This window comes from Nocardia sp. NPDC059236, assembly GCF_042754085.1.
Lineage (GTDB): Bacteria > Actinomycetota > Actinomycetes > Mycobacteriales > Mycobacteriaceae > Nocardia.
The window spans coordinates 241,969-268,954 of sequence record NZ_JBHZAF010000001.1 but is presented as its reverse complement, the minus strand read 5'-3'; the positions used below and the strand labels follow the sequence as shown (position 1 = coordinate 268,954).

At 67.0% G+C, this 26,986-nt stretch carries 26 protein-coding genes; 19 read left to right on the top strand and 7 right to left on the bottom strand.

Annotation, left to right across the window (positions count from 1 at the left end):
* Window positions 1–124: 124 nt before the first annotated feature.
* The 8 genes from ACFXIV_RS01425 to ACFXIV_RS01390 all read left to right on the top strand — a co-directional run bounded on the left by ACFXIV_RS01425 (window position 125) and on the right by ACFXIV_RS01390 (window position 9,069).
* A complete protein-coding gene (locus tag ACFXIV_RS01425) occupies window positions 125–1,927 on the top strand; it encodes an AMP-dependent synthetase/ligase (protein ID WP_379395494.1) in 1,803 nt (600 codons plus the stop codon).
* A gap of 73 nt (window positions 1,928–2,000) precedes the next feature.
* The gene (locus ACFXIV_RS01420) at window positions 2,001–3,221 is read left to right on the top strand and encodes an acetyl-CoA C-acetyltransferase (RefSeq protein WP_379395496.1); all 1,221 of its coding nucleotides are present in this window, start codon (window positions 2,001–2,003) and stop codon (window positions 3,219–3,221) included.
* Between the two features lie 31 nt (window positions 3,222–3,252).
* Window positions 3,253–5,403 carry a 3-hydroxyacyl-CoA dehydrogenase NAD-binding domain-containing protein gene (locus tag ACFXIV_RS01415; protein WP_379395498.1) on the top strand — a complete coding sequence of 717 codons (2,151 nt, stop codon included), beginning with the start codon at window positions 3,253–3,255 and terminating at the stop codon, window positions 5,401–5,403.
* 32 nt (window positions 5,404–5,435) lie between these two features.
* A complete protein-coding gene (locus tag ACFXIV_RS01410; protein WP_379395500.1) occupies window positions 5,436–6,575 on the top strand; it encodes an acyl-CoA dehydrogenase family protein in 1,140 nt (379 codons plus the stop codon).
* Between the two features lie 137 nt (window positions 6,576–6,712).
* Window positions 6,713–7,222 (top strand): MaoC/PaaZ C-terminal domain-containing protein, encoded by a 510-nt coding sequence (locus ACFXIV_RS01405; RefSeq protein ID WP_379395502.1) that lies wholly within the window; start codon window positions 6,713–6,715, stop codon window positions 7,220–7,222.
* 170 nt (window positions 7,223–7,392) lie between these two features.
* Window positions 7,393–7,875: a DUF4126 family protein gene (locus tag ACFXIV_RS01400; protein ID WP_379395504.1), complete on the top strand. Its 483-nt coding sequence runs from the start codon at window positions 7,393–7,395 to the stop codon at window positions 7,873–7,875.
* A gap of 21 nt (window positions 7,876–7,896) precedes the next feature.
* Window positions 7,897–8,052 (top strand): hypothetical protein, encoded by a 156-nt coding sequence (locus tag ACFXIV_RS01395; RefSeq protein ID WP_379395735.1) that lies wholly within the window; start codon window positions 7,897–7,899, stop codon window positions 8,050–8,052.
* Window positions 8,053–8,343: 291 nt separating this feature from the next.
* On the top strand, window positions 8,344–9,069 hold the full coding sequence (locus ACFXIV_RS01390; protein ID WP_379395505.1) for an esterase/lipase family protein: 726 nt from the start codon (window positions 8,344–8,346) through the stop codon (window positions 9,067–9,069).
* A 90-nt stretch (window positions 9,070–9,159) separates the two neighbouring features.
* Here the strand turns inward: ACFXIV_RS01390 and ACFXIV_RS01385 are convergent, their stop codons facing one another.
* Entirely contained in the window at window positions 9,160–10,098 is a 939-nt protein-coding gene (locus ACFXIV_RS01385; RefSeq protein ID WP_379395506.1) for an alpha/beta hydrolase, read from the bottom strand.
* Between the two features lie 52 nt (window positions 10,099–10,150).
* Here ACFXIV_RS01385 and ACFXIV_RS01380 point away from each other — a divergent pair, with 52 nt between their 5' ends.
* Window positions 10,151–10,765, top strand: a complete 615-nt coding sequence (locus ACFXIV_RS01380) for a TetR/AcrR family transcriptional regulator (protein WP_379395507.1) — start codon at window positions 10,151–10,153, stop codon at window positions 10,763–10,765.
* A gap of 15 nt (window positions 10,766–10,780) precedes the next feature.
* On the opposite strand, the gene ACFXIV_RS01375 is transcribed toward ACFXIV_RS01380, so the two are convergent.
* The 3 genes from ACFXIV_RS01375 to ACFXIV_RS01365 form a co-directional block, all read right to left on the bottom strand.
* On the bottom strand, window positions 10,781–11,143 hold the full coding sequence (locus ACFXIV_RS01375; protein ID WP_379395509.1) for a hypothetical protein: 363 nt from the start codon (window positions 11,141–11,143) through the stop codon (window positions 10,781–10,783).
* 163 nt (window positions 11,144–11,306) lie between these two features.
* Window positions 11,307–11,687, bottom strand: a complete 381-nt coding sequence (locus ACFXIV_RS01370; RefSeq protein WP_379395511.1) for a VOC family protein — start codon at window positions 11,685–11,687, stop codon at window positions 11,307–11,309.
* 77 nt (window positions 11,688–11,764) lie between these two features.
* Window positions 11,765–12,409, bottom strand: coding sequence for a dihydrofolate reductase family protein (locus ACFXIV_RS01365; protein WP_379395513.1), 645 nt, complete (start codon window positions 12,407–12,409; stop codon window positions 11,765–11,767).
* A gap of 58 nt (window positions 12,410–12,467) precedes the next feature.
* Between ACFXIV_RS01365 and ACFXIV_RS01360 the strand changes: the two genes are divergently transcribed.
* On the top strand, window positions 12,468–13,004 hold the full coding sequence (locus ACFXIV_RS01360) for a winged helix-turn-helix transcriptional regulator (protein WP_379395515.1): 537 nt from the start codon (window positions 12,468–12,470) through the stop codon (window positions 13,002–13,004).
* Between the two features lie 358 nt (window positions 13,005–13,362).
* Window positions 13,363–13,989 (top strand): hypothetical protein, encoded by a 627-nt coding sequence (locus tag ACFXIV_RS01355; protein WP_379395517.1) that lies wholly within the window; start codon window positions 13,363–13,365, stop codon window positions 13,987–13,989.
* A 341-nt stretch (window positions 13,990–14,330) separates the two neighbouring features.
* On the opposite strand, the gene ACFXIV_RS01350 is transcribed toward ACFXIV_RS01355, so the two are convergent.
* The gene (locus ACFXIV_RS01350) at window positions 14,331–15,089 is read right to left on the bottom strand and encodes a dienelactone hydrolase family protein (protein WP_379395519.1); all 759 of its coding nucleotides are present in this window, start codon (window positions 15,087–15,089) and stop codon (window positions 14,331–14,333) included.
* A gap of 291 nt (window positions 15,090–15,380) precedes the next feature.
* On the opposite strand from ACFXIV_RS01350, the gene ACFXIV_RS01345 reads away from it, so the two are divergent.
* The 4 genes from ACFXIV_RS01345 to ACFXIV_RS01330 all read left to right on the top strand — a co-directional run bounded on the left by ACFXIV_RS01345 (window position 15,381) and on the right by ACFXIV_RS01330 (window position 19,016).
* On the top strand, window positions 15,381–16,190 hold the full coding sequence (locus ACFXIV_RS01345; RefSeq protein ID WP_379395521.1) for a PIG-L family deacetylase: 810 nt from the start codon (window positions 15,381–15,383) through the stop codon (window positions 16,188–16,190).
* A gap of 274 nt (window positions 16,191–16,464) precedes the next feature.
* On the top strand, window positions 16,465–16,920 hold the full coding sequence (locus ACFXIV_RS01340; RefSeq protein ID WP_379395523.1) for a hypothetical protein: 456 nt from the start codon (window positions 16,465–16,467) through the stop codon (window positions 16,918–16,920).
* Window positions 16,921–16,988: 68 nt separating this feature from the next.
* Window positions 16,989–17,300, top strand: coding sequence for a hypothetical protein (locus tag ACFXIV_RS01335; RefSeq protein WP_364619070.1), 312 nt, complete (start codon window positions 16,989–16,991; stop codon window positions 17,298–17,300).
* A 204-nt stretch (window positions 17,301–17,504) separates the two neighbouring features.
* Window positions 17,505–19,016 (top strand): serine hydrolase domain-containing protein, encoded by a 1,512-nt coding sequence (locus ACFXIV_RS01330; RefSeq protein ID WP_379395525.1) that lies wholly within the window; start codon window positions 17,505–17,507, stop codon window positions 19,014–19,016.
* 12 nt (window positions 19,017–19,028) lie between these two features.
* On the opposite strand, the gene ACFXIV_RS01325 is transcribed toward ACFXIV_RS01330, so the two are convergent.
* A complete protein-coding gene (locus tag ACFXIV_RS01325) occupies window positions 19,029–20,573 on the bottom strand; it encodes a long-chain fatty acid--CoA ligase (protein WP_379395718.1) in 1,545 nt (514 codons plus the stop codon).
* Window positions 20,574–20,714: 141 nt separating this feature from the next.
* On the opposite strand from ACFXIV_RS01325, the gene ACFXIV_RS01320 reads away from it, so the two are divergent.
* Window positions 20,715–21,839 carry a PucR family transcriptional regulator gene (locus ACFXIV_RS01320; RefSeq protein WP_379395527.1) on the top strand — a complete coding sequence of 375 codons (1,125 nt, stop codon included), beginning with the start codon at window positions 20,715–20,717 and terminating at the stop codon, window positions 21,837–21,839.
* Window positions 21,840–21,848: 9 nt separating this feature from the next.
* Here the strand turns inward: ACFXIV_RS01320 and ACFXIV_RS01315 are convergent, their stop codons facing one another.
* Window positions 21,849–22,163, bottom strand: a complete 315-nt coding sequence (locus tag ACFXIV_RS01315) for a hypothetical protein (protein ID WP_379395529.1) — start codon at window positions 22,161–22,163, stop codon at window positions 21,849–21,851.
* Window positions 22,164–22,352: 189 nt separating this feature from the next.
* Here ACFXIV_RS01315 and ACFXIV_RS01310 point away from each other — a divergent pair, with 189 nt between their 5' ends.
* The 3 genes from ACFXIV_RS01310 to ACFXIV_RS01300 are packed head-to-tail and all read left to right on the top strand — an operon-like array spanning window position 22,353 to window position 26,382.
* Complete coding sequence (locus ACFXIV_RS01310; RefSeq protein ID WP_364619058.1) at window positions 22,353–22,877, top strand: MarR family transcriptional regulator; 525 nt, start codon at window positions 22,353–22,355, stop codon at window positions 22,875–22,877.
* Entirely contained in the window at window positions 22,874–25,564 is a 2,691-nt protein-coding gene (locus ACFXIV_RS01305) for an MFS transporter (RefSeq protein ID WP_379395531.1), read from the top strand. Before ACFXIV_RS01310 ends, ACFXIV_RS01305 begins: the two co-directional genes overlap by 4 nt.
* Complete coding sequence (locus ACFXIV_RS01300; protein ID WP_379395533.1) at window positions 25,561–26,382, top strand: YceI family protein; 822 nt, start codon at window positions 25,561–25,563, stop codon at window positions 26,380–26,382. Before ACFXIV_RS01305 ends, ACFXIV_RS01300 begins: the two co-directional genes overlap by 4 nt.
* Window positions 26,383–26,986 lie beyond the last annotated feature (604 nt).

Sequence of the window (26,986 nt, the reverse complement as noted above, 5' to 3'; positions counted from 1 at the left end):
TACGTCGATGTACAGATGGCAGCGGTGGCACATTACAGACTGCCGCGGCGGCACAACCGCAGCCGGTCGCCTTGTGACTCACGGTACAAGCGTGCAGTTCCGCTACCACAGCACACTGACCGTCATGAGCACCACGGACACCCCTTCACAGCTGTCGCAGGCGAAGTCGCTGTGCGAGCTGTTCCAGCGCACCTGCGCGACTCGGGCCGGAGATCTCGCGCTGCGCACACTCGACGGCAAGACCGCGTTGACGTGGGGTGAATACGGTGCTCGCGTGCGCCGGCTCGCGGCGGGGCTGGCGGCACTGGGTGTCGAGCACGGTGACACGGTCGCGATCATGCTCACCAACCGGCCCGAGTTCCACCTGATCGACGCCGCCGCGTACCACCTCGGCGCGATCCCCTTCTCGGTCTACAACACCAACGCTCCGGCGCAGATCGCCTACCTGTTCGAAAATGCGGCGAACCGTGTCGTCGTGTGCGAAAAACAGTTCCTGGCGGGTGTGCTCGAGGCCAAGGCGGACAGCCTGGTCGAGCACGTGATCTGCCTCGATGACGCCCCGGCGGGCACGATGACGCTGGCCGAGCTCGAAGCTCTGGGCGATCCCGAGTTCGATTTCGAATCCCGGTGGCGCGCGGTTCGAGCGGACGACACGATCACCATCATCTACACATCCGGCACCACCGGGGCGCCGAAGGGTGTGGAGATGTCGCATCGCAACGCCGTCTTCGGCACCGAAGCGATGCTGGGGATCCCGGAGTTCGCGGCGGGTTGCGGTGGGCGGGTCGTGTCCTATCTTCCCGATGCGCACGCCATCAACCGGTGGGTAGCCCACTACATGCCCGCCGTCACCGGTGCGGCGGTGTACACGGTGGCCGACAGCAAGAACCTCGCGGCCGCTCTGCCGATGGTGCGGCCGACGGTGTTCATCACCGTGCCGATGCTCTGGTACAAGATCGAGGCGGCGGTGCATGCCGCACTCGCCGAACAGACCGGCCGGCGCGGTGCGGTGGCCGCGTGGGCGCTCGAGGTCGGCCGGCGCAAGGTCGCCGCGGATCTCGCGGGCCGATCGATCTCCGTGACGCTGCGGCTGCGGTATCTGCTGGCCGAGCGTCTGGTGTTGACGCGGCTGCGGGAACGAATCGGTTTGGACCAGATGAGTATTGCCTATACCGGTGCCGCGCCGATCACCCCGGAGACCCTGGAATTCCTGCTGGCGCTGGGGATTCCGGTGGCCGAGGCGTGGGGTATGTCCGAGATCGGTCTGGCGACGTCCAATCGTCCGGGTGCGCAGCGGGTGGGCACCGTCGGCACGGTGCTGAACCGGGTCGAGGTGCGCTGCCTCGAGGACGGTGAATTGGTGGTCCGCACCCCCGGATCGATGAAGGGTTACCGCAACGACCCGGTCCGCACCGCCGAGGCCGTCGACGCCGACGGCTGGGTGTACACCGGCGATATCGGAGTCATCGATGCCGACGGTTATGTCAGCATCGTCGATCGCAAGAAGGAATTGATCATCAATTCCGCGGGCAAGAACATGTCGCCCACCAATATCGAGAACGCGATCCGTGCGGCGAGCCCGCTGGTCGGTTCCGTGGTGGCCATCGGCGATCGGCGCAAATATGTGACCGCGCTGATCACCCTCGAGCCTGAGGCGGCGGCTGTATTCGCCGCCGAGCACGGCGTCGAGGGGTCGCCGCAGGTGCTGGCGGCCGATCCGGCCGTTCGCCGCCGGCTCGACGCGGCCGTAGCCGTCGCCAACGCGCGACTGTCACGGGTCGAGCAGGTGAAGGCCTACACCGTGCTGCCGGTCTTCTGGGCACTCGGCAGCGACGAGATCACTCCCACGATGAAGCTGCGCCGCGCCGTCATCGCCGAGAAATACGCGAGCGAGATCGATGGGCTCTACACGCGCGACCGGACCTGAACATGCTGCCGCTCAGGCATTTCCAATCGTATGAACCGTCGCGTCGAAGCGACAGAACGGAAGAAAGAGAGCAATGACGACAGAAGCATTCGTGTACGACGCGATTCGCACCCCGCGAGGTCTGGGCAAGCCGACCGGTGGGCTGTACACGATCGCGCCGGTGGAGCTCGCCACCGGCCTGATCCGGGAACTGCTGCGGCGCAATGCGGGCATCGACGCGGACCGGATCGACGACGTGATCCTGGGCTGTGTCAGCGCGGTCGGTGAGCAGGGTTTCGGCATCGCCGAAATGGCGGTACTGCGTGCGGGATTGGGCGAGACCGCGGTGGGCGTGCAGCTCAACCGGTACTGCGCTTCGGGACTCGAAGCGGTGAACACCGCCGCCCAGAAGATCGCCTCGGGCTGGGAAGACCTCATCTTCGCCGGTGGCGTCGAATCCATGTCCCGGGTTCCGATGGGCTCCGACGGCGGCATGGTCGTCGCCTCGGATCCCAATGCCTACCAGCGCACCCCGATCATTCCGCAGGGACCGGCCTCGGATCTGCTGGCGGCCAAATACGGGTTCGGCCGCACCGATCTCGACGCCTTCGCCGCGCGCTCGCACCAGAACGCCGCCCGAGCGTGGGCCGAAGGCCGGTTCAAGGATTCCGTGGTGCCCGTCGCGGACCTCAACGGTGTCGTCGTGCTCGACCACGACGAACTGATTCGCCCGGACGCCACCGTGGAGTCGCTGGGCGCGTTGAAGCCCGCGTTCGCGGCCATCGGTGAGCACGGCGGCTTCGACGCCGTCGCGCTGCAGCGCTATCACGAGCTCGAGCGCATCGAGCACGTGCACACCGCGGGCAATTCTTCGGGCATCGTGGACGGCGCGTCGCTGCTCGCTATCGGAAACGCCCGTGTCGGTGCGGAATTCGGGCTCACCCCGCGCGCCCGGATCGTGGTCACCGCGGTCCACGGATCCGATACGTCGATCGGCTCCACCGGTCCCTACCCGGCCTGCCGCAAGGCGCTGGACAAGGCCGGACTGAGCATCGACGACATCGACCTGATCGAGGTCAACGAGGCGTTCGCGGCCGTGGTGCTGACCTTCGCCCGGCAGTTCGACATCGACGTGGACAAGATCAACGTCAACGGTGGCGCCATCGCCATGGGGCACCCGCTCGGCGCGACCGGCGGCATGCTGCTCGGCACCGTCATCGACGAACTCGAGCGCACCGGCAAACGCTACGGCATGGTCACGCTCTGCGCGGTCGGCGGCATCGGCATCGCCACCATCGTCGAGCGCCTGAGCTGATCCGCCTGCACCAGAGAGGACTTGAAAGACAATGAGCGAGAAGATCATCGGCTGGGAACTCGGTGCGGACGGCATCGTGGTGCTGACTGTGGACGATCCCTCCCAGACCGCCAACACCTGGAATGCCGCCTTCCGGCAGTCGCTGGCCGTCACCGTGGACCGCCTGGAGGCCGAACGGGAGACCTACGCGGGTGTCGTGATCACCTCTGGCAAAGAAATCTTCAGCGCCGGAGCGGATCTCAAGGAGGTCGGGCCACTGTTCCAGAGCGCGGACGCGGTACAGATCGCCGCCTTCTTCGACGGGGCGAAGGCGCTGCTGCGTCGCCTGGAGCGCCTGGGCAAGCCGGTCGTGACCGCAATCAACGGCACCGCGCTCGGCGGTGGCCTCGAACTCGCGTTGGCCACACACCACCGAATTGCTGTGGACCGTTCAGGAATTCAGATCGGCTTGCCCGAGGTGACCCTCGGTGTGATTCCCGGCGCGGGCGGCGTGGTGCGCACCGTGCGCATGTTCGGCTTGGCGGGCGCGTTGATGAACGTGCTGCTGAAGGGCACCAAGTTCAGCCCGCGCAAGGCGCTCGCGGCCGGGCTGGTCGACGAGGTGGTCGGCACCGATGCCGAATTGCTGCCCGCCGCGCGGGCGTGGATCGCAGCCAACCCGGCTCCCGTACAGCCGTGGGACCGCAAGGGCTACCCCCTCCCGGGCGGGCGGGCCACCGAGGCCGAGCTGTCGCAGCAGGTGCTGGCGCTGGCGGCCACCGTGCGCAAGCAGCTCAAGGGCGCCGATCTGCCGGCCCCACGCAACCTGATCGCCGCCGCGGTCGAGGGCAGCCTCGTCGACTTCACCGCAGCGTCCACGATCGAGACCCGGTACCTGGTCAACCTGGCGATGAATCCGCTGACCGCCAACGGGATTCAGGCATTCTTCGACCTGCAGCAGGTGAATCGGAACACTGATCGCCCCGCCGGGACGGCGCCTTTCCGTCCGACCAAGGTGGCGGTGATCGGCGCGGGCATGATGGGCGCGGGTATCGCCTACGAATACGCCAAAGCCGGTGTGGCCGTAGCCCTCAAGGACATCTCGCTGGAGGCAGCCGAACACGGCAAGACGTATTCTCGCACCCTGGTCGAGGCCGCGGTCGCCAAGGGCCGCTGGACCCAGCAGCGCGCCGACGATCTGCTCGCCCGCATCACCCCGACGGCCGACGACGCCGACCTCGCCGGTGCGGATCTGATGATCGAGGCCGTGTTCGAGGACCCCGAACTGAAGAAGAAGACCTACGGCCAGGTCGAGCCGGTCCTCGACGGCGGTGCGCTGCTGGCGTCGAACACCTCGCAGATTCCGATCACCGGACTCGCCGAGGGAGTCACCCGGCCGGAGGCGTTCATCGGCATGCACTTCTCCTCGCCGGTGGACAGGATGCCGATGGTCGAGGTGGTCAAGGGTGCTCTGACCGACCGGGAAACGGTGTCGCGCGCGGTGGATGCCGTCCGCATGATCAACAAGACACCGATCGTGGTCAACGACGGTCGCGGCTTCTACCTGACGCGCCTGTTCATGGCGGCCACATTCGAGGCGTGCGAGATGGTGGCCGATGGCGTGCCTGCCACCTCCATCGAACAGGCGGCGCTCCAGAACGGCATGCTGACCCAGCCGCTACTGGTGCTCGACCAGGTGAGCCTGTCGCTGTCCCGGCAGATCATCGCCGACCGGGAAGCCGCGGCGGGTAGCGCGGACAACCGCACCGCGGGCGAGGGCGTCGTGGTCCGCATGGTCGACGAATTCGGGCGCCTGGGCCGTGCCGCCGGCGCGGGCTTCTACGACTACGCGGACGGCAAGCGCCTCGGGCTGTGGCCGGGTTTGCGCGAGGCGTTCGGACCTGCCCGGGACATCCCGTTCCAGGATCTGCGCGACCGCTACCTGTTCCGGGTGGCGTTGGAGGTGGTCGCCTGCCTCGAGGAGGGCATCGTCGAATCCGCGGGCACGGCCAATGTCGGTTCGGTCATGGGCGGATTCCCGGCCGGAACCGGCGGTGCGCTGTCGTTCATCAACACCTACCAGGGCGGCCCCGCCGGATTCGTCGCCCGGGCCCGCGAACTCGCCGCCGCCTACGGCCCTCGATTCTCCCCGCCCGCCTCGGTGGTGGCCGCCGCCGAGAACGGCAGCCTCGTCGGCCGCTGAATCACCTACTCCTGCAACCAGATCGGACCATCATGAACGCATTCATCCTCGACGAGGATCACCTCGTCTTCCGCGACAACGTCCGCAAGTTCGCCCGCGAGAAGTTCACTCCCGGCCAGCTGCAACGGGCCGCGAGCACGCAATACCCGCGCGCGGAGCTGCGGGAGTTGGCCGCCGCGGGTCTCACCGCATTGGCCGTGCCGGAGGAATACGGCGGACAGGGCGCGGACCTGCTCGCCCTCGGGATCGGCGCCCAAGAAATCGGCTACGCCTGCTCGACCATGGCGCTGGCGTACTTCTTCGTCAATGTGCAGACCAGCTTCTTCGCCGCACACGCCCCGGCGGCGGTGCGCGAGGAGTGGCTGCCCAAACTGATCTCCGGTGAAGCCATCGGCTGCACCGCACTCACCGAACCCGGCACCGGCTCCGACGCCTCCGCGTTGACCTGCCGCGCCGAGCGGGTCGAGGGCGGCTGGAAACTGTACGGCGAGAAGTCCTCCATCACCCAGGCCCCGCACGCCGATGTCGCCGCCGTCATCGCGCAGACCGATCCGGGCAAGCGTGCCAAGGGAATCGGCGCCTTCGTGGTGCCGCTGGATGATCCGACCATCGCGCGTCAGGGGTTCCACGACCCGGGCTGCAAGCCCATCGGCCGCGGCGCGCTCACCTTCGACGGCACCTTCGTGCCCGACTCCGCCGTGATGATGGAACCGGGCACCGGCTTCCACGGGATCATGCGCGAATTCGACCTCACCAGAACTCTGATCGGGCTCATGGTGATCGGCACCGCGCAGCGCGCCGTCGACATGACAGTGGAATACACCAAGCAGCGCACCACCTTCGGGCAGCCGTTGGCGGTGAACCAGGGTGTGCAGTTCCCGCTGGCCGAGCACAGCACCTACATCACCGCGGTCCGGGCGCTGGCCTATCAGACCCTCGGCTTGCGCATGGCGGGCGAGCCGCACACCGCCCAGGCGGCGATGCTCAAGTGGTGGGCTCCGCAGGTCGCGATGGCCGCCGTCAACGACTGCGTCGTCCTGCACGGCCACATCGGCTGGTCCGAGGAAATGCCGTTGCAGGCCATGCTGCGCGACGTGTCGGGCTACCAGATCGGTGACGGCACACCGCAGATCCAGAAGATGATCATCGCCCGCGATCTGTACACCCGGTGACGACGGCGCCTGCCGGATAGGCCGGCGAGGATCATCTGGTTGCTGTGGTCAGTGGTCCGCCAACCAAGTGATCCTCGCCGTCGACGTCACCGCCGTCCACCGTGTCTCCTCACTGAGCCACGCCAAGGAGATATCCCATGAACGGAAACCAGTCCACCGGCGAGCGCCTCTACGCCGAGGACCTCACCGAGATAATCGGTGTCACGCAGGAACTCGGCCGATACAGCCTGACCGAGGAGGCCATCCGCGCGTTCGCGCAGCAGTGGGATCCGCTGGCGATCCATGTCGGCGATGGCGAACACTTCGGCGGTGTGATCGCCAGCGGCCTACACACTCTGTGCGTGTTCCAACGACTCGCCGTGGCCGGCGTCTACTCGCGATGGGCCGTCGTCGCCGGACGCGACATCAGGGGCATGACGCTGCCGAAACCGGTCCACCCCGGAGACACCCTTACGGGCCGGGTCACGATCGCTGAGGTCGCGCCGAGGCGGAGCGGGCGAGCGAAAGTCCGCGTCCAGGGGGAACTCTCGAACCAGCACGACGAGCGCGTCATGATCATCGAACTCGATGGCTACGTCCACTGCCGAGGCAACGCCGCCGCACCTGCGGCGCCGACGACGTCGGGGGTGGAAGATTCGCAGGTCTGAGCGGCATACGACGCACCGCGCTCGGTCGCTCGTGGTCATCTCAGCAGGGCTGCTCACGTGTTAGCAGACCCGCTCGCATCCCGTTCGCACGCGGCCAGCTGGGTCACCGGCCAGACGATCCCGGTCAACGGCGGATACTCCTTCACCCACTTGCACGAGAAGAGGGCTACATGACACACGCGCTGGTATTGCTGTCAGCCCTGCTTATCGGTGTAGTTGCGGGCCTGCGGGCGCTCACTGCACCCGCGGTGGTGGCCTGGGGTGCCGCGCTCGGCTGGTTGCCGGTGGCGGATACCTGGGCCAGCTGGATCGCACACCCGGTCGCCGTGACCGTGCTGACCATCCTGCTGGTGGTCGAGCTGGTCACCGGTCAACTGCCTTCGACCCCGCCGCGGACGGTATCGTCGCAGTTCCTGGCCCGGATCGTCACCGGCGCGTTCGCCGGTGCTGTCGTTGGCGCCGGGTGGCACCACACCTTCACCGGGCTGGTATGCGGCGTGGTCGGCGCGGTAATCGGGACACTGGGCGGGTTCCACACGCGGCGACTGCTGGTCGAGCGGACCGGCGGCCGCGACCTTCCGGTGGCGTTGGCTGAAGACGTCCTCGCGGTGGGCGGCGGTTTCGTCATCGTCGCTCTGGCCATGAGCCTGTAAGGCCGAATGTCGACTGAGGCAATGGCGTTCGACGCCATCATCGTCGGAGCGGGGCAGGCAGGACCGCCCCCTGGCCGGCTCGTCGATGCTGGGCAGACCGTCGCCGTGGTGGAGCGGAAGCTGGTTGGCGGTACCCATCAGACCGGTGCAACGCCGCATCTTCGCGAAAGTTACTGACAGCAAGCTATTTTCGCTGTACATCGGGTATGCAGCTGACGTGCGCGTCACTGGTTCGATCCCAGTATCGCGTATCAGAGTTCGACCAGATCCGGCCCGGCTTCCGCCGGGCCTTTCTGCTGTTTGCACAGGATCTCGGCGACCGGTTGGGCCGTCAGGTCGATGCCTAGGCTCTGAAGCCAAGCCGTCACACTGCAACGCACTCGAGAAATTCGGATGGACTGCACCGACCCGGCACACTGATAACTGCGGTGGTAGAACGGCAGTCAGATCTTCAACGAAAGCGGGCCGATGTACTCCTTCAGGCAGATCGCACGCACAGGCATCGTCCTGCTGTGCGCGGCAACAGGATTGGTCACGGGGCACGTCGGGACCGCGGCAGCCGAAGGCGGTGACCGGGACCCGGTCCTGGTGATCGGCGGCATCTATGCGGATCAGGCGCGGTTGGAGAGCCTCCAGGGTTGGCTCGATGCACGCGGATATTCCACCTTTTCGATGGTGCTGGCCGGGAATCCTACGGGGACAGCACCGATCTCGGAGTCAGCGCAGGCCGTCGCCGACAAGGTCGCCGATATCCGTCGACAGACCGGGGCGCGACGGGTGGATCTGGTCGGTCACTCCATGGGCGGTCTCGCACAGCGGGCCTATGTGAAATTCCTCGGCGGATTCGATTCGGTCGGAACCTACATCGACTACGGCACACCCGAACAAGGTGACGACCTCGGAACCCTATGCTCCGGGGTGTCCCCGGGTTGCCAAGATCTGGTGCCGGGTTCGGTATTCCTGACTCGGCTCAATGCGGATCCCGCGGTGCCGTCGGGCCTGATCGCCTACCACTTCTCCTCCGACAACGCTGGGGCGGAGAAGAGCCCGCTGCCGGGTGCGACCAATGTCAGTATCCAATCCTTCTGCCCCGGCCGTACGGTCTCCCACGGCCAAGAGCCGATCGACGGTGCATTGCAGCAGCTGATCGATTCCGCGCTGCGTGGTGCGCCATTGGCCACCAACTGCCCCTGAACGCCAAGGTAAACGGTCGAGGAAGATCACGGTAGGTCCGTCGGCGGGGAGTCGCGAGCCACGGAATCGAGTCCGTCTCCTCGGTGGCGGTCAGCTGGCCGGTGTTCCGATGCCATCTCGGTCAGGTGCGGCGGCAATCTGGTGGTGGATGTCCGCCAATGCTGTGGTCAGCTGGCGGATTCCGGGGTCTTCCACTGGGTAATGGCCTGCATCGTCCAGGACGACAAGGTGTTTCGGGGCAGCGAGTCGGTCGAAGAACGTTTCGCTGAGCGCCAATGGTGTCCAGCGGTCTGCGCCCGGGTGCAGCAGCCACACCGGGCAGGCGGCGAAGTTCTCCGGCTCGACCAGTGGGGCTGTTCGCACGTAGGTGCGCAGGAAGCCCAGCGGTATCCGGACTCCCCCGCCCCGGGGATCCGCGATGACGGTGGCGGTGAGGTCGGGAAGGCTGGACATTGCCGTGATGTTGGCGACCCATCGCATCGGCACCCGGACACGGTCGATCGCGGGGACGAGCAGCCGTGTGCCGTAGCGGCCGAGCCAGTGGTATCTCCCGATAGAGCTACGGACTCGCGGCGATCGAGGGTCGAGGAGACAGGTGGCAGCGATCGCGTCGACCATCCCGGTGCGGGCCGCCGCCTCGTAGGCGAGCATCCCGCCCATGCTGGCCCCGAACACGACCAACGGGCGCGGATCGGCCGCCTTCTCAGCCCGGACCAGGTCGGCAACGCAGTCCACCCAGTCCGAATAACGCACTGCCCGAGGCGATCCCACCTCGGTGCGGCCATACCCCGGCAGGTCTAGCGCCGATACCTCGAAGCCCTGAGCGATGGCCAAGGCAGCGAACGGCCACATCAGCGCCGAATGTCCGCCACCACCGTGCACCAGCAGCATCCGCACGCGCGCCTGCGGTCGGGGAACGCGCTCGATGTGGATGCGCGCGCCACGCCATCGCCACCATGTCGACCCGGGTCGGAGTTGCAGGCCGTGCCGGAGGTCAGCGGGAAGAAAGGCGAGGTAGATGCCGTGCATGTCACAATAATTCGAGTAATCCTCGGTTCTGACAACTCGGTTTCGGGAGCCCATGTCGACACCCCGTAATACACCGCGCCAGCAGCGATCGGAGTTCACCTTCGACGCGATCCTCGATGCGGCTGCTCGACTTTTCCAGCAGCACGGCTACGCCGCGACCACCACCAACAAGGTGGCAGAGCTCGCCGGCGTGTCCATCGGGACGCTCTACCACTACGTGCCCAACAAGGACGCGCTGCTCTACGCCCTGGCCGAACGCCATCTCCGCGACGGCGCCCAGGACCTGCTGGCCGAAGCAGCCCAATTACGCAGCGAGCAGCCACCTCTGGCCGACACCGTACGACGGCTGATCACTGCGGTCGCCCGCTTGCACACTGCCGCGCCGCACATGCATCGGCTGCTCTACGAGCAGGCGCCTCGCACTCCCGCCAGCACGGCGAAGCTGCGACAGTTCGAGCAAATGCTGGCCGGCGAGGTCGCTTTTCACCTCAGCCGTCTCGGTGCGGCCGGAGCCGATCCCGCATTGACCGCGCTGCTACTGATTCAAGCGGTCGAGGCGCAGATCCACGGTGTCGTGCTCGAGCCACTCGACGGCCACACGATCGAATCCTCCGTCGAGGTCGTGATCGAGTTCTGGACGCGAGCACTCGCCGCACAGGCCACCTGATCCACCGGTGCCGGTTTACACTCCGGATCGGTGCATGTAGCAGTTGGTTTCGATCACCGAACCGGGGTCGAGGTGTTCGGTCCAGCCGCCGGGGCCGACCACGTGAAGTGTGTCCGTCCACGGCGAATACGGCTTGCCCTGGGCGTCATAGCCGGGGTATGGCACGTAACCCCAGTAGCAGGCGAGTCCGGCGGCCGGGGGCGAGAAGACCCACATGTCGGATGGGATGTCCACTCCTACCGACACGTGCCGGATCTGCTGTTGTGCAAGCACATTCGGGTCGCCGTTGCTCACATCGCCGGGAGCGGCACCTGCTACACCCACTGCCATCGCGAACGCCGCCGCGCCGGCCGACCCCACCCCGAACACACGCTTCATCCCCAACCCATTCCTCTTGTCGAATCCCCGCCACCCCCGAAACAAAGACGGCGGCGAACTTTAACAGGGACTTGGCATCTCGCAGTAGGGCATTGAATTGGTCATCGAATCCGTCATCGGTGGGATGATCCGTTCAACCGCGATCAGTCGGGTCAGCCCCGAACTACGAGCGGTACTGGACCAGACAGAATTCATGCTCCTCGGGATCAGCCATCACGACGACTACACCCTCGTCATAGTCGTGCCGCTCCCCTGTCCACCTTCCACCGAGCGCGACAACCTGGGCGATCCCCTGATCGATATCGTCCACTGCGACATCAAGATGCACGCGCACCTTGCCATGCTTGGGCTCGGCCACTGGCTGGAAAACAACGCGAGGCTGCTGATCTCCGGGATCTCCGAGATAGACCCAGCCGGGTTCGGAGGGCCCTCGCGGCCGATCCAGCAGCGCACTCCAAAAGCCCGCCACCCGTTCGACGTCGACGCAGTCGATGGTCACCCCAACCCAGCGATTAGCCATCACTTGAGTGTCCTGCAACGTCACCGCTGCCGCTGTCGGCGGGACCGCGTCGGACTCGGTGCCGCCCTATGCGCCCGGGCGGCACCGTCGGCTGATCCGACCTATCGGCGCCAGAAGAAGTGGTGCGTCACGCCACTCGGGCTCGGGATCTGCTCCAGGTGGAAGCGGTCGGTGAGTTCGTCGGGGCTTGTCCACAGTCTTTCGCCGTGGCCGAATTCGACTGGTGCGACGGCGAAATGGAGGGTGTCGATGAGGTCGGCGTCGAGGAATTGGCGGACTGTGGCCACGCCGCCGCCGATGCGAACGTCCTTGCCGTCGGCGGCCTCCAGCGCCTGTTCCAGGGCATCCTTCGGCGATGTGTTCAGGAAGTGGAATGTGGTGGCGCCCCGGGTGATCGACGGCCGTACATGGTGGGTGAGGACGAATACCGGTGTGTGGAAGGGCGGTTCCTCTCCCCACCAGCCTTCCCACTCGTAGTTCTCCCACGGGCCGCGTTGGGGACCGAATTTGTTGCGGCCCATGATTTCTGCGCCGATGTTGCGGTGCCATTCCCGGGTGCAGTAGTCGTCGAGGCCGTAGCTGCCGCCGGGCTCGGTCCGGGTGGGCGCGTGAGCGGTGGCGCCGGACCAGGAGAACAGCGCGGTCGCGTCGGCATCACCGAACGGGTGCGCGAGACTTTGCCCCTCACCGGCGCCGTACCCATCGCTGGAGAGATTGAAATTGTGAACCCGAACCATCTGCGCCATCGACAATCCCTTCTGGTTGCAATCTGCAATCAGTTCGGACTGTACCTAGACTGATCTCATGGTGCAACCAGTTGCTCATGACAAGCTGACGACGCCCCCGGGCAAGTCGGGCTGCCCGATCAATATGACGGTCGAGCTGCTCGGGGACCGGTGGAGTCTGATCGTCCTGCGCGACATCATGTTCAGCGGCGCCACTCACTTCCGCGAATTGCTCTCCGGATCCATCGAGGGCATCGCCTCGAACATCCTCGCGGCTCGCCTGTCGAAACTCGTCGACGCGGGCCTGCTCACCCGCGACAACGATCCGAGCCACCGGCAGAAGGTGGAATACCACCTCACCGAAGCGGCGATCCAGCTCGTGCCGGTCATGGCTCAACTCGGCGGTTGGGGCGCACGCTGGCTCGATACGACCCCGGAGCTGACCGTGCGAGCCGAACTCCTCGCCGCCGGCGGCCCCGCACTGTGGGAGCGATTCATGGCCGAACTCCGTGCCATCCACCTACACGGCGCACCGCCCCCAACCGACGGCGTCCTATCGGAACTGACTGCCGCCTACGAAGCCGCAGTCCGCCGAGAGCAGGAAGCTGCGGGATAACGGCCGCGGATCTTCACCGGCAGCAAGAACTGCGTCACCAGCCAGCCGCGGTGCGGCCCGGAGTGCACCATGCCGGTTTGCACGAGAACCGTTCGCTCTCTGCCTTTTTCCAGGTCTCGCAGCTGCATTCGTCAAATCGGCGGTACTGCGACCACGCCGCCGTCGGCCCACATACACCGGAAGTCGGGATTGCCGCTCAGACACCGGGGCGGCGCCGGGTGATCTGTTTCCACTGTTCACCCATGGCTGCCGGGCGTTTGCCGACAGGCTATTGCCACAGCGATCTTGCCGGGGCAGGCTGAGGGGCGTCGGTGGCGTCACCGAGGCGCTGCCCCCGCTCAGAGGAGGTGGATCGAACGTGTTCGCACGCTCTAGCACGATTCAAGCGCAGCTGTCCTCTATTGATGCCGGGATTGCCTACATGCGCGATGAAGTGATGTCCGAATTGGCGGACATGCCCGGTTGGGTGGGCCTGTCGCTCATGGTCGACCGACGCTCCGGCCGGTGCATCGCCACGACCGCGTGGGAAACGGAAGAGGCGATGCGTGACAGTCAGGGTCGGGTTCGCCCGATTCGCGATCGCGCGGTCGAAATGTTCGGGGGTGGCGGCCCGCTGGTCGAGGAATGGGATATCGCCGTTCTGCATCGGGACCACCTCGCACAGGAGGGTGCCTGCGTGCGTGCGATCTGGACCCGAACTACCCCGGATCGGCTCGACTCGGCCATCAACGTCTACCGATCTGCTGCCCTGCCGGGCATGGAAGGGCTGGAAGGCTTCTGCAGTGCCAGTCTCATGGTCAATCGGGCAACCGGGACCACTGTCTCGAGTGCCTCGTTCGACAGCGCCGAGGCCATGGCTCGCAACAGCATGGAGGCCGCGGATCTCCGGGCATCCACGACCCAGCAGGCCGGCGTGGATGTGACCGACGTCGGTGAGTTCGAACTCGCGCTCGCACACCTGCGCGTCCCCGAGTTGGTGGGTTAACCCGCACCGGGCGGCGCCGGCACTCCGGCGCCGCCCGTCCGAGCGGCCGGGCCGTCGGAGACCCGGCATCCTGCCAATATCCTCGATCGCCGCCGCGCCGAGCACGACTGCTGGAGCCGGAACGGCCCGGAAGTGCTTGTGCGCCTGTGAGAATCGCCGGGGACAGACGTGCTCGGCATCCACCGGCCGTCGGCGAAGCGGGAACGTCATGCGGAACTGGGCTGGTCACGGTGGAAGCGTTCGGCAATATCCGCGACAGCGATGACCTTCCTTGTGTGGCGGATCGTGGGACGCGGCGCGCGTATGGGACCGAGGGTCTTGGGGCTCAGCTGAATCGGGTGTCAGCGCAGGTTGCGGTCGAACAGGTCCAGTAGTTCGCGGTAGTGGCGTTCGTCGGCCTCGGCGTCGTGGGCGGAGGTGTCGGCCTGGGTGTAGCCGTGCTGCACGCCTTCGTAGACCTCGGTGCGGTGGCGGACGCCGGCGGCATCGAGTGCCTTGTCGAACTGGGCAATGTGCTCCGGAGTCATGTGGTGGTCCTCGCCGGCGTGGGCGAAATACAGCTCCCCCGTGATGTTTCCGACGGTCAGGTGCGGACTTTCCGGACTGTCGGTGACGAGTGGTCCGCCGTGGAATCCGGCCACCGCCGCGACCCGATCGGGGAACATGGCGGCGATGACCACAGCCAGCCGGGCACCCATGCAGTAGCCGGTGAGACCTACCTTGCCCGGGGCGACCTGCGGCGACGCTGCCAGCCAGTCGAGGTAGGCGCCCGCATCGGAACGCATTCGCTCCGGTGTCAGCTCGCGGATCATCGGGAAGACCTGCTGGAAGATCTCCGGCCGCTCCGACGGGTCGATGAAGTCCGGCAGCTCGATCACCGGTGCGCGCCCGTGCCGGTAGAAGGCGTTGGGCAGCAGGACGGTGTAGCCGTGGGCGGCAATACGATCGGCCAGCGCCCGCAGGCTCGGCCGCAGCCCGAACCCGTCCTGGATCACCAGCACTCCCGGATGGGGTGCGCCATCATCGGGATGGACGACGTACGCGTCCGCGACACCGTCCGGTGTCCGAATGTCGACCGACATCCCGTGCACAGCAGTCACGTTGAATCCTCCTGTCGCGTGCCCCTTTCGAACGTACCTCATGCAAGATCGGCCGATTCGACTCGGCGGCGGACAAGCGCGAATGACGCGGCACGCGCATCGACAACAAGCACCCGTCCCCTCGCCACCAACTCATGGTGTCGAACATCCGGTGATACCGCGGGGTACATGTGCCGATCACTGCACCGGTCGCCGTTCGAATTTCGACGCACGGGAATCACCGCTCCGAGTCGCGGTGTTGCTTCGTAGAGTGAATGCACCGAATCACCGAGCACACACGGATGGGGACTCATGACCGACCAACTGACGATCATGGCCGTACATGCCCATCCGGACGACGAAGTCCTCAGCACCGGTGGGGTTTTCGCGCAGTATGCCGCCGAAGGAATCCGGACGGTGCTGGTGACCTGCACCAATGGCGAGCAGGGCGATGCGCCCGGCGGGATCAAGCCGGGCCTGCCGGGCCATGATCCGAATGCGGTACGGGCGCAACGACTTTCCGAACTTCAGGAGTCGGCTGCGCTGCTGGACATCCAGCACGTCGAGCTGCTCGGCTACCGCGATTCGGGGATGGACGGCTGGGACGCCAACCACGACCCCGAGGCCTTTTGGAATATTCCGGTCGAGCAGGCGGCAGCACGACTCGCGGACCTCATGCGGCACTACCGCCCCCAGGTGGTCGTTACCTATGACGAAAACGGCAACTATGGCCACCCTGACCACATCCAGGCCAACCGTGTCGCAGTGGCGGCGGCAGCGGCAACCGATATCCCGGACAAGCTCTACTACACGGCGCTTCCGCGTGAATCCTCTCGCGAAATGTTCGCGGATCTGCGGGTGAGAGGCCTGATCGACTTCGAGCCGCCGGACAACTTCGGCACGCCCATGGATCAGATCACGACTGTCGTGGACGTGGCCCCCTATACCCGGCGCAAGATCAAGGCGCTCGAGGCCCACGCGAGTCAGAGCGACAGCGTGCCGTTCCTGCAGCTGCCCGCCGAACTACAGCACACGATCTTCGCCACCGAATCCTTCGTCCGCCACTTCAACCGCGTCGCCGTACCCACCCGGGAAACCGACCTCTTCGCAGGCCTCCGATGACCGGCATAGTCCCTGCTCCACACCGTCACGGCGGGTTGTTCCGGCCGTCGTGACCTGGTGGACTCGGCAACATATGCCGACGCTGTGCCCCGTACCCGCCTCACATCATTGCGCCTTTTACGCATCGGCCCACGGCAAGTAGTCTTGATCTTGGGGAACGCACGCTACCGCAGGGCCGGAGGACACCTTCGGTTGTAATGCGGGGCAAGCAATTCGATAGAGATCTTCAAGGCTGCACCCGTAGATTTCGAGGGGATCGAGAGGGTGAAAGGCTATGGCGCTCCGTATATCCGGTCGCGCGATTACCAGCGATGTGACGCCCGAGACCGCGCATCTGGTGTTCGGTTCCGGCGGTGGTACGTGGGTGTTGAGCTGGCTGCCGGGGTGGGATCTGACCCGGGAGCAGGCCATCGACGGGATGGCGCTGGACGAGATCCTGAGCGACCCGTCACCCGCCGACCAGGATTTCGCGTTGGAGATGGCCGCGCTGCGGGCCGAATCGCTCGGCCTGCGGCTCGAGGAGGTCGTGGTGCGGCTGTTCGCACGGATCGCCGAACGGGATCGGCAGCAGCAGACGGGAACGGACGGGGCGGACGGTCCGCCGGGGAACACCGCGGGACCGTGCCGCACCCGCCGCCTCGAGACGATCCGCCCCGGTGCAAACTGCACACCATTGGGGGATTTCTCCCTAATCAGCCCCGATGGTGTGTCGTTGAGCAGATGTCGATGATCGATTTTCGGCGGGCATCGGGCAAACTCGGAGGCGCCAACCGCACACGATCTCTTGGGAGTGAATGAATGCGCAAGATCCTGCCTTCCGCCCTGCTGGCCGCCAGCGCCGTGGGCGCCCTGCTGGTGCTGCCCGCCGGCACCGCCAATGCCCTCACCCCGGCCTGCCAGGCCGCCAACGACATCCTCGCCAGCTACGGTTCGCTCGGCCCGAGCCCGCAGCAGAAGCAGGAGGTCGCTGACCGCCTGCACGCCATCGACGCCAGCGGCCAGGAGCGGTGGGCGATCGACAACTACGCAGACGCGCTGGCCAAGGGCGATGTCGCGCTGGTCGGCAACAACGCGGCGATCCTGAACGGCGTCTGCCAGACCGGCCAGTAGTTCTTTCTGCTTCGCAGCACACTTCGGGCCGGGACACGCAGGGTGTCCCGGCCCGAAGTGTGCGGGTCGGCCGGCAACGATGCACTGCCCGTTGAAGGCTCGAATTCTCTTGGCTCCCAATACACCTCCGCGCTACGTTTGAACCTTCGGTCGAAGGGGTCGAACGTGCGGATCGGGTTTTCACAGCGGTGCGGAGCCGTGCGGATGGCGGTCGCGATTCTGTCGGTGTGCCTGGTGTCGACGGCGGCGGCGTGCACCTCGCCCACCCGGGGCGGTGAGCGGGCGCTGGATACGGATCTGGTGCGCACCATCGACGAGATCGTGGCCACGCATATGGCGGCGGGGCTGATTCCGGGCGCGGAGGTCGCCATCGTCGATCCGGCGAAGGGCACCTATATCCACGCGTACGGTGTCGCCGACACCGCGACGGGCCGCACGGCGCAGGTGCGGGACCATTTCCGGATCGGGAGCATCACCAAGACGTTCACGGCCGCGGCCGTGCTGCGGCTGGCCGACGCGGGGCGGCTGCGGCTCACCGACACCCTCGAGCAGTATGTCCCGGGCGTGCCGAACGGGACGACCATCACCCTCGCCGATCTGCTGGGGATGCGGGGCGGGGTCTGGAAGCTCGACGGCGACACGGATTTCGGCATCCAGGCTTTGGCGCACACGCCGGACAAGGCGTGGAACGACGGTGACACCCTGCGCGCGCTCATCGTGCATCCGGAACGCGCGAAACCGCCGAATCAGCAGACCAGCTACTCGAATTCGGAGTTCTACCTGCTGGGCCTGGTCCTGGAGAAGGTCACCGGCAAACCGGTCGCGGCGGTACTCGACAGCACCGCACAGGATTTCGGGCTGCGCGAGACCAGCTATACCCGGGATACAACCGTCCCCGAACCGCACTTGGACGGGTACTCCTTCGACGAGAACACCGCCGTCGACGTCACCGACCGGGTGCCGCCGTCGCTGTACGGCGCGGCCGGATCGATGGTTTCCACGATCTCGGATCTGGCCGCCTACGGCCCCCAGCTCGCGACCGGCACGCTGCTGAAACCCGAAACCTTCCAGGCCCGAACACGATTCACGCAGCTGGACGGCGGGGACATCGGCTACGGCCTCGGCATCGCCCGAATGGGCCAGTGGCTGGGGCACAACGGAGCGGTCCTCGGATTCACCGACCAGCTGGGCTACCTTCCGGACAAGCACGCCACCGTGGCGGTCGCGATCAATCAATTTGGTCCCGGTACTTGGCAGCTGTTGCCGGTCGATGCCGCCCTGCTGTGGTTCGACCTCGTCGACGCGCTCTACCCGGGCACGGGACCGGTGCCGGTCGCCGATCCCAAAGCCGTTGAGCCACCGGCCCCGACGGCCGCGGAGCTCGACCAGGAACTGAGCGACACCGCGCGGACCGATCCTGTCGCGGGAACGCCCACACTGCGCATCGCCGGGGACAGGAACGGCGACATCAGGAAAGCGTGGGCGAACGACAACTCGATCCAACCGACCCGCTACCAGATCCACGATGTCCACCGCCTGCGTCACGGCCTGCTGGTGGCGACCGGCGTCATGAGTTTCGGTTCGCACGCGTTGCCGCTCGAGATTCCGCTCGTTCCCGAAGACGGTGCCTGGCAGATCGTTCCGAGCTGGATCTGCCAGTTCTTCACCGCCGCCGCCGACCGCCCCGCGGCCTGCGATGCATCGCCGACCCACTAGAGTTTCGGCTCGTCAGTTGACCAGGCGCGCGTGGTCTCCCCAATACCGTTCGCGCAGGTCGCGTTTCAGGATCTTTCCGGCTCCCGACACCGGCATGGCGTCGACGATCTCGACGCTGCGCGGGGCCTTGTAACCGGCGATGAGCTGCCGGGTGTGATCGCGGATCTCGGCCGGGGTCACGGCATGGCCGGGCTTGCAGACGATGACCGCGTGGACTCGTTCCCCCCATTCATCATCGGGGACGCCGATGACGGCGACCGCGGCCACAGCCGGGTGCGCGGCGACGGCGTTCTCCACCTCGGCGGAGTAGACGTTCTCACCGCCGGACACGATCATGTCCTTCAACCGGTCGACGATGTGGAGGAACCCCTCGGCGTCGAGGTAGCCGCCGTCGCCGGTGTGCAGCCAGCCCGCGCGGAGGGCGGCGGCGGTCTCGTCGGGCTTGTTCCAGTAGCCGAGCATGACGTGGCCGCCGCGGGTCACCACCTCGCCGACCGCACCCGCCGGCACGTCCTGCCCGTCGCCGTCGACAATGCGGATTTCGCTGTGCGGCACCGCCTTTCCCGCCGAACGCAATCGGCCGGCCCGGTGCTCGCCGGGGCCGAGCAGGGTGATGATGGGCGAGGCCTCGGTCTGGCCGTAGGCCTGGGTGAATCCGGCGCGCGGGAACAGCCGCATGGCCCGTTCCAGCACCGCCTCCGAGATCGGGGACGCGCCGTACATGAGGTGCTCGACGCTGGACAGGTCGAATTCGGCCGCCTGTGGGTGATCGGCCAGCAGCTGGATCATGACCGGCACCAGCACGCTCGAGGTGACCCGGTGCTGCCGAATGGAACTCAGCACGGCCACGGGGTCGAAGGCCGGAACCGTCACGTGGGTGCCGCCGACGATGAGCACACCCAGCCAACCGGCCAGATCCGCCAGGTGGAACATGGGCGCGGCGTGCAGGAACACCGTGTCCTGGGACATCAGGTAGCCGGTGGCGACGCCGCCGAGCGCGGAGGTCATCAGATTCGCGTGGCTGAGCATGACGCCCTTGGGGAATCCGGTGGTGCCGCCGGTGTAGAAGATTCCGGCCAGCGCGTCACCGCCGCGCCGGGCGTCGGCGATGGGCTCGGCCGCGGCGATCAGCGTCTCGTAGGACTCCATGCCCTCGGGCGTCGCGCCCTCACCGCAGTGGATCACCGTGGCCAGTCCGTCGTATCGCTCCCGCAGCGCGGGCACCAGGGCCGCGAAGGCGTCGTCCACCAGGAGGACGCGGCTGTCGGAATCGGCGAGGCTGTAGGCGATTTCGGCGGCGCTCCAGCGGATATTGACCGGGTTGAGCACCGCGTCCGCCCAGGGCACCGCGAGCAGGTACTCGTGGTACCGGTCCGAGTTCAGCGACAGCATGGCCACCCGGTCCCCCGGCGCGACCCCCAGCCCGCGCAGGGCCCCGGCGAGCCGGGACACGCGATCCAGCACCTCCCGATTGGTGCGCGTCCGCTCGCCGCAGATGGTCATGACGCCGTCGGGCCGCTGCTGGGCGGCGCGGTGCAGCCCCTGGGTCAGGTACATCGGGTAACCCTTCGTCGAACAACTGTGGTCGGTGTCACGAGTATTCGCGGGCACTGTGACGTGCGCCATGGAGATGGGGTTCAATTCCAGGTCGCCGGATTGTTGATTTCTCCAAGACACCGGTCGTAGGGTCGGGACACCATGAGTTCGAGTCGCGTGAGCGCGAAACAACGGATGATCACCGGAGTCCTGGACCGGGTCCCCGAGGCGTCCGAGCGCGTGGTCGCCCGCGCCCGCGCCGAGATGCCGGTCTACGCCCGCCTGTCCGCGACGACCGTGGTACGCAGCACCGAAACCATCCTGGAGCGGCTGGCCCGGGCACTGCTCGACTCCCGCCCGCTGCTGGCCGACGATCTCGACGCCCTGCGGGATTTCGGCGAAACCCGTGCCCGCCAGGGCGTTTCACTGGCCGATGTGCAGAGCGGCTGGCGCATCGCGGTGCGCGAGATCCTGGCCGAGCTGACCGCGGCCGCCCATGCCGGCAAGGTTCCCGACCGCGTGCTGCTGGAGTCCATCACCGACCTCCTCGACCTCGTCGACCAGGCCTCCATCGCCTTCAGTTCCGCTCATCGCGAGGTCGAGATCGCGCTGGCCCGCCATGACGAGCAGTTCCGCGCCGAGGTCACCCGCGCCCTGCTGCTGGGCACGATCGGCCCCGCGGAGCTGCAGATTCGCGCCCAGCAGCTCGGTCTCGACGTCGACGGTGAGTACCGCGCGTACCGGTCCCGCGCGGATGAGGGACCGACAGTTCCTGCCCTGCAAGGTATTTCGACCGTACGCGGGTTCGCCACCACGGTGGACGGCGATCTCGCGGGCTTTGTGGAAAACTCCAGCAGGCTCGAGGGGTCCCGCCTGATCGCCTACGGCCCCGCCACGCGCATCGCGGACCTGGACCGCTCCTTCCGCCTGGCCACCCGGGTCCTCGCCACCGCCCAGCTGTTCGACCTCACCGGCCCGCTGGACCTCGATCGCGTCGGGTTGCTGCCCGCCATCGCCGCCGACACCGAGCTGGGCGCCGAACTCGTGCGCCGCTACCTCGACCCGCTCGGCTCCGGCGAGGCCGCTCGCACCCTGATCGACACCGCCGAGTGCTTCCTCGACACCGGCATGCGGGTCGACGCCACCGCCGAGCGACTCATCGTGCACCCCAACACCGTTCGCTACCGCCTGTCCCGTTTCGAGGAACTCGCCGCGACCGATCTGCGCGGCGCGGGCACCGCACTACAGGTCTGGTGGGCGATCCAGCACCGCCGCGCCACCGGTTGAGGGCCTTACTCAGCGCGGACGACCGTAGGCGGCCTCGGCGAATTCCAGCCAGCGACCAGCGTTCGCGTGCGGCACGCACACCCAGTCCTTCATCGGCCGATGCCGCGACGACGGATCGAACAGCTCGGCACCGGGCAACTCCAACGCCTCCTTGTGCTCGGCGGTCCCTTCGAGCAGGCGGCAGGCCAGAGCATCCAGGAAAAGGCATGCGAACGCCTTGCCGTTGACGTCCTTGTAGGCGGGCTTTCCGAAGACCTTTGCGACTGTCACGCCCCGGTCGGCGAGCCCCGCCGCAACCCGCTCGAAATCGTCCTGTGCACTCATGATCGGAAGTCTGTCACTACCCGGCGGTTTCCACCTGGCGGGTTTGCAACCGCACGAATTTCCCGGCCGTGCTTCTGGTCCGGAGCCATGGCAGTCGAACTCGGGACTGGAATCCGGCGGGCGAACGTGGGTATAGTTGGCACACGCAAGTAGTTGCACGTGCTAAGTAAGTGTGAGAAGGAACCGAAAATGGCTCACACCACCCACGATCCTGATACCAGCACCGACCTGTCGGACGCCGGGGCTCTGGGGGATGCCGACGCGCTGGGGGCGCAACTGGTTCGGCTCCTCCGAGCCGTCGGCCGGGCCAAGCATCGGGTGATCAAACACGGTCCCGAAGGACTCGAACAGCTGGCCTACGCCATGCTGTTCACCCTGGTCCACGACGGGCCGCAACGCACCGGGAAACTCGCCGAGCTGCTGCACGCCGAGATCTCCACCATCAGCCGGCAGAGCCGGAACCTGGTGCGCCACGGGCTGGTCGAGCGCGGCGCCGATCCGATCGACGGACGCGCGTGCGTGCTCAAGGCCACCGCCGACGGGGAGCGCGTCTTCGCCGAGAACCGGCGGCTGCGCAATCTCTGGATCGCCGAAATGGTGGCCGACTGGTCCACCGCCGACCGGGCAGCGTTGACCGGTCTGCTGGCGCGGCTCGTGGACGGCATCGAAAAGACCACCGCAACAATCGATTCGAAACAGGGCATCGACACATGACAACAGCGACGACCGACGCGCACGCAGGCGCACCGGCAGGCGCTCCACCCCAACTGTCGCATCGGCAGATCCTCACCATCCTGTCCGGCCTGCTGCTGGGCATGTTCCTGGCCGCGCTGGACCAGAACATCGTCAGCGTGGCGATCGTCAAGATCGCCAACAGCCTGCACGGGTTCGACCAGCAGGCCTGGGCCACCACCGCCTACCTGATCACGGCCACCATCAGCACCCCGCTCTATGGCAAGCTGGCCGACATCTACGGGCGAAAGTCCTTCTACCTCACCGCGATCGGGCTGTTCGTCATCGGCTCCGCGGCCTGCACCTTCGCCACCTCCATGTACGAGCTGGCGGGGTACCGAGCCTTCCAGGGCCTGGGCGCGGGCGGGCTCATGTCGCTGGCCATGACGATCATCGGCGATATCGTTCCGCCCCGCGAAAGAGCCCGCTACCAGGGCTATTTCATGATGACCTTCGGTATCGCCACCGTGCTCGGGCCGGTGCTGGGCGGCTGGTTCTCCGGCTTCGACCACCTGTGGGGGATCGAGGGCTGGCGCTGGGTGTTCCTGGTGAACGTGCCGATCGGCGTACTCGCGCTCGGTGTGGTGGCGCGCGTGCTGAACGTGCCGCACCAGCGGCGTGACCTGCGGGTGGACTGGGGCGGCGCGGTGGCGCTGGCCATCTGTGTGGTGCCGTTGCTCATCGTCGCCGAACAGGGCCGCGGCTGGGGCTGGGGTTCGGGCAGGGCGCTGGTCTGCTACGCCATCGGGCTCGTCGGCCTCGTGTTGTTCCTCGTCGTCGAGCATCTGATGGCGGACGCCGCGCTGATTCCCTTGCGGCTGTTCAAGAATTCCACCTTCACGGTGTGCATCGTGGGCGGTTTCATCGTCGGTATCGCCATGTTCGGCGCGATCTCCATGGTCCCGCTGTACATGCAGGTGGTGCGCGGCTTCTCGCCCACCAAGGCGGGTCTGCTGATGCTGCCGCTGGTGGCGGGCATCATGATCGGATCGCTGGTCTCCGGTCAGGTCACCAAGCGCACCGGGCGGTACAAGATCCTGCCGGTGCTGGGCACGTTCATCATCGCCTGCGGCGGTGCGCTGTACGCGACGGTGCAGTACGACAGCGCGCTGTGGCAGCCGCTGGTCTACGGCGGCATCATCGGTCTCGGCCTGGGTGGCTGCATGCAGACGCTGATCATCGCGGTGCAGAATGCCGGGCCGCGTTCGGATATGGGTGTGTCGACCGCGGCGGCGACCTTCTTCCGTCAGGTCGGCGGCACGCTGGGCGTCGCGGTCTTCCTGACGATCCTGTTCAACCTGTTGCCGCACAAGATCACCGACGCGTTCGGCGGACACCTGCCGCCCGGATTCTCGGCCGACAAGCTCTCCAGCGTGCAGTCCAATACCGCGGGCATCGCGGCGCTGCCGGCGCAGGTGCGCGACCCCATTCTGATCGGGTTCACCAACTCGATGCACGGTGTGTTCTGGGCCGCGGCGGGAGTGGCCCTGGTGGCGTGCATAGTGCTGCTGTTCATGAAGGAGATCCCGCTCCAGGAGGCCCCGGCCGCTCCGGCCCAGGCCACCGATCCCCTGGCCGCGCAGTCCGATCCGGCGATCGCGGCGCAGCAGGCCGAGGCCGAGTGGGCCGAGGACCAGGTGTGGGAGGGTGCGGCCCAGGCGATCTCCCAGCCCGAGCCGGTGCTGGCCGCGGCCGCGGCAGCGCACAGCTCGATTGCCAATGGGCACAGCGTCATCGCGAACGGTCGCGCTCTGCTCGCCGGTGAGCAGGCTGCGACGGCCGACGACCCGATGGCGCAGCGGATCGCGACCGCCGCACTCGGCGGGGCGGACGGCTCGTCGATCGGCGGCCGGATCCAGCGGACGGACGGCAGCCCCGTCCCCGCTGCGGCGCTCACCCTGATCGATCAACGCGGGCATCAGGTTTCGCGCGCCACCGGCGGTGACGACGGCCGCTATCGCATCGACTCGCCCGCTACCGGCAGCTATGTGCTCATCGCTTCGGCGAACGGGCACATGCCGACCGCGGTGAACGTGTCGATCAACGGGCGGTCGCCGGAACTGGATCTCACGCTGGAGGGTTCGGGCGAACTGTCCGGCACCGTGCGCACCGCGGGCGGCGAACTGCTTGCCGGCGTGACCATTACGGTGACCGATCTGCACGGCGAGGTGGTCGGCGCGGCCATCTCCGGTGACGACGGTGCTTATGTCTGTCACGGCGTCGGATCCGGTACGTACACCCTGGTGGCTGCGGCCGAACGCCTGCGCCCGACAGCCACGGCACTGGTGGTGCCCGCCGGTGGCCTGCTGCGCTACGACCTCGAACTGACCCCGACGGCGGCGCTCACCGGCACGGTCCGGGGCGACGGCCGGGCGGTGGCGAACGCTGAGGTCACCGTGCTGGACGCGGCGGGCACGCCGGTCGGGACCACCCGCACCGACGTGGACGGCCACTACACGCTCACCGATCTGGACGCGGGCGCGTACACCGTCGTCGCCCGCGGCTATCCGCCGGTGACCAGCCGGGTGACCGTGCTCGGCGGCGAGGTCGAGCACTCCATGGAACTCGGCTACCACCTGGAAAGCACCGAGCCCGAACGGGTTCCGGCGGAACAGGGCGAAACCGAGCTCGACGCAACGAGTTCCGATCCGGCCGCGGAGTTGTCGTGACCGGCCTGACCGCCGAGATCCGCAATCCGGAGGGCTGGCCGGTCGCAGGGGCGGTACTCACCGTCACCGACCTCGACGGCCACCAGCTCGCCCGGGCCGCCGCCGATGCGACCGGGGCGGCGGCCACCGCGCCGCTGCCCCCGGGCACGCACACCGCGGTCGTCACCGCACCCGGCCACCAGCCGGTCGCGCTGATCGCCCGCATCTCGGCCACCGGCGCGGGCACTCTCGGCGAAATCCGCCTGGAACGCTCCGCCGACGCGGTCACCACCCCGCCCCCGGGGCCCTGGACCATCGACCCGGCGCATTCCACCGTCCTGGTCACCGCTCGCCACCTCGGTATCGCCGGCATCAAGGCCCGCTTCGCCGAGGTCGGCGGCCGACTCGACATTGCCGAGATCTTCGAGCGCACTACCGGATACGCGGAAATCAAGGCCGCCACCGTCGACACCGGCATCGCCATGCGCGACGACCACCTGCGGTCGGCGGACTTCCTCGATGTCGAGCGCTATCCGCTGATCACCTTCCGTGGCACCGGATTACACCGCACCGGCCCTACCGGCTGGTCGATGCCGGGCGCCCTGACCCTGCACGGCCGCACCCGCCCCACCGAACTCACGGTCACCTACGGGGGCTACGGCCCCGACCCGTGGGGCGGCGTCCGCGCGGCCTTCCACGCCGAAACCCTCTTGCACCGGGAGGATTTCGCGCTCGACTACAACGTCATGGTGCAGGCGGGCATCGCCGCGGTGGGCACCACCGTGCGTATCGAACTGGACATAGAGCTCGTCCAGGGAGACCGGTTACCCGCGATGTAGCGTGGACGCGTTCAATGTGTCTGTCCGGTGAGTATGGGGACATCCCCGGCCCCGGGAAGCCGGAATCCGGGGATGCCACAGTATCCTCGCAGCTCCTTCCAACTATGCGGAGGCGTCAGCCCCGTGGTCTCAGATGCACCAGACCACACTGCCCAGGGGGAAGCAGATAGCAATTGATCCATCAGCGGGGGTAACCGCGGTCGATGTCGAACTAGGCGTCGCGGCCGAAGCTGCCGGAGCTGCGATAGCGCCCAGAGGCAGGGCAATAGCGATTGCGGCCACGAACTTGATCATTTTGCTGGACATATCTGTTCCTCGATGTCGAGTGACTTGTCCAGTGCAGCCGGGCAACTCAGTGATTGCCGCCGAGCCGCTGCGCTGGTGATTGAGCGGCGAAGTCTGCCGAAGCAGACAGTGGTACGACTGCTGTCGCTCGCTTCGCCGCTCTCGGAAGCGGCTCATGACGCCCTTCGTCCGTTCTCGACCCCGACCGGTTGTCATGGTCCTAGATGACGAGCGATAGCCACGATGAAGTTGCCGAACCAGATCCTGTGCGGAATGGTCCGGTGCCAGGCACTGTCACGTCCGCGTCGACCTGGCGGCT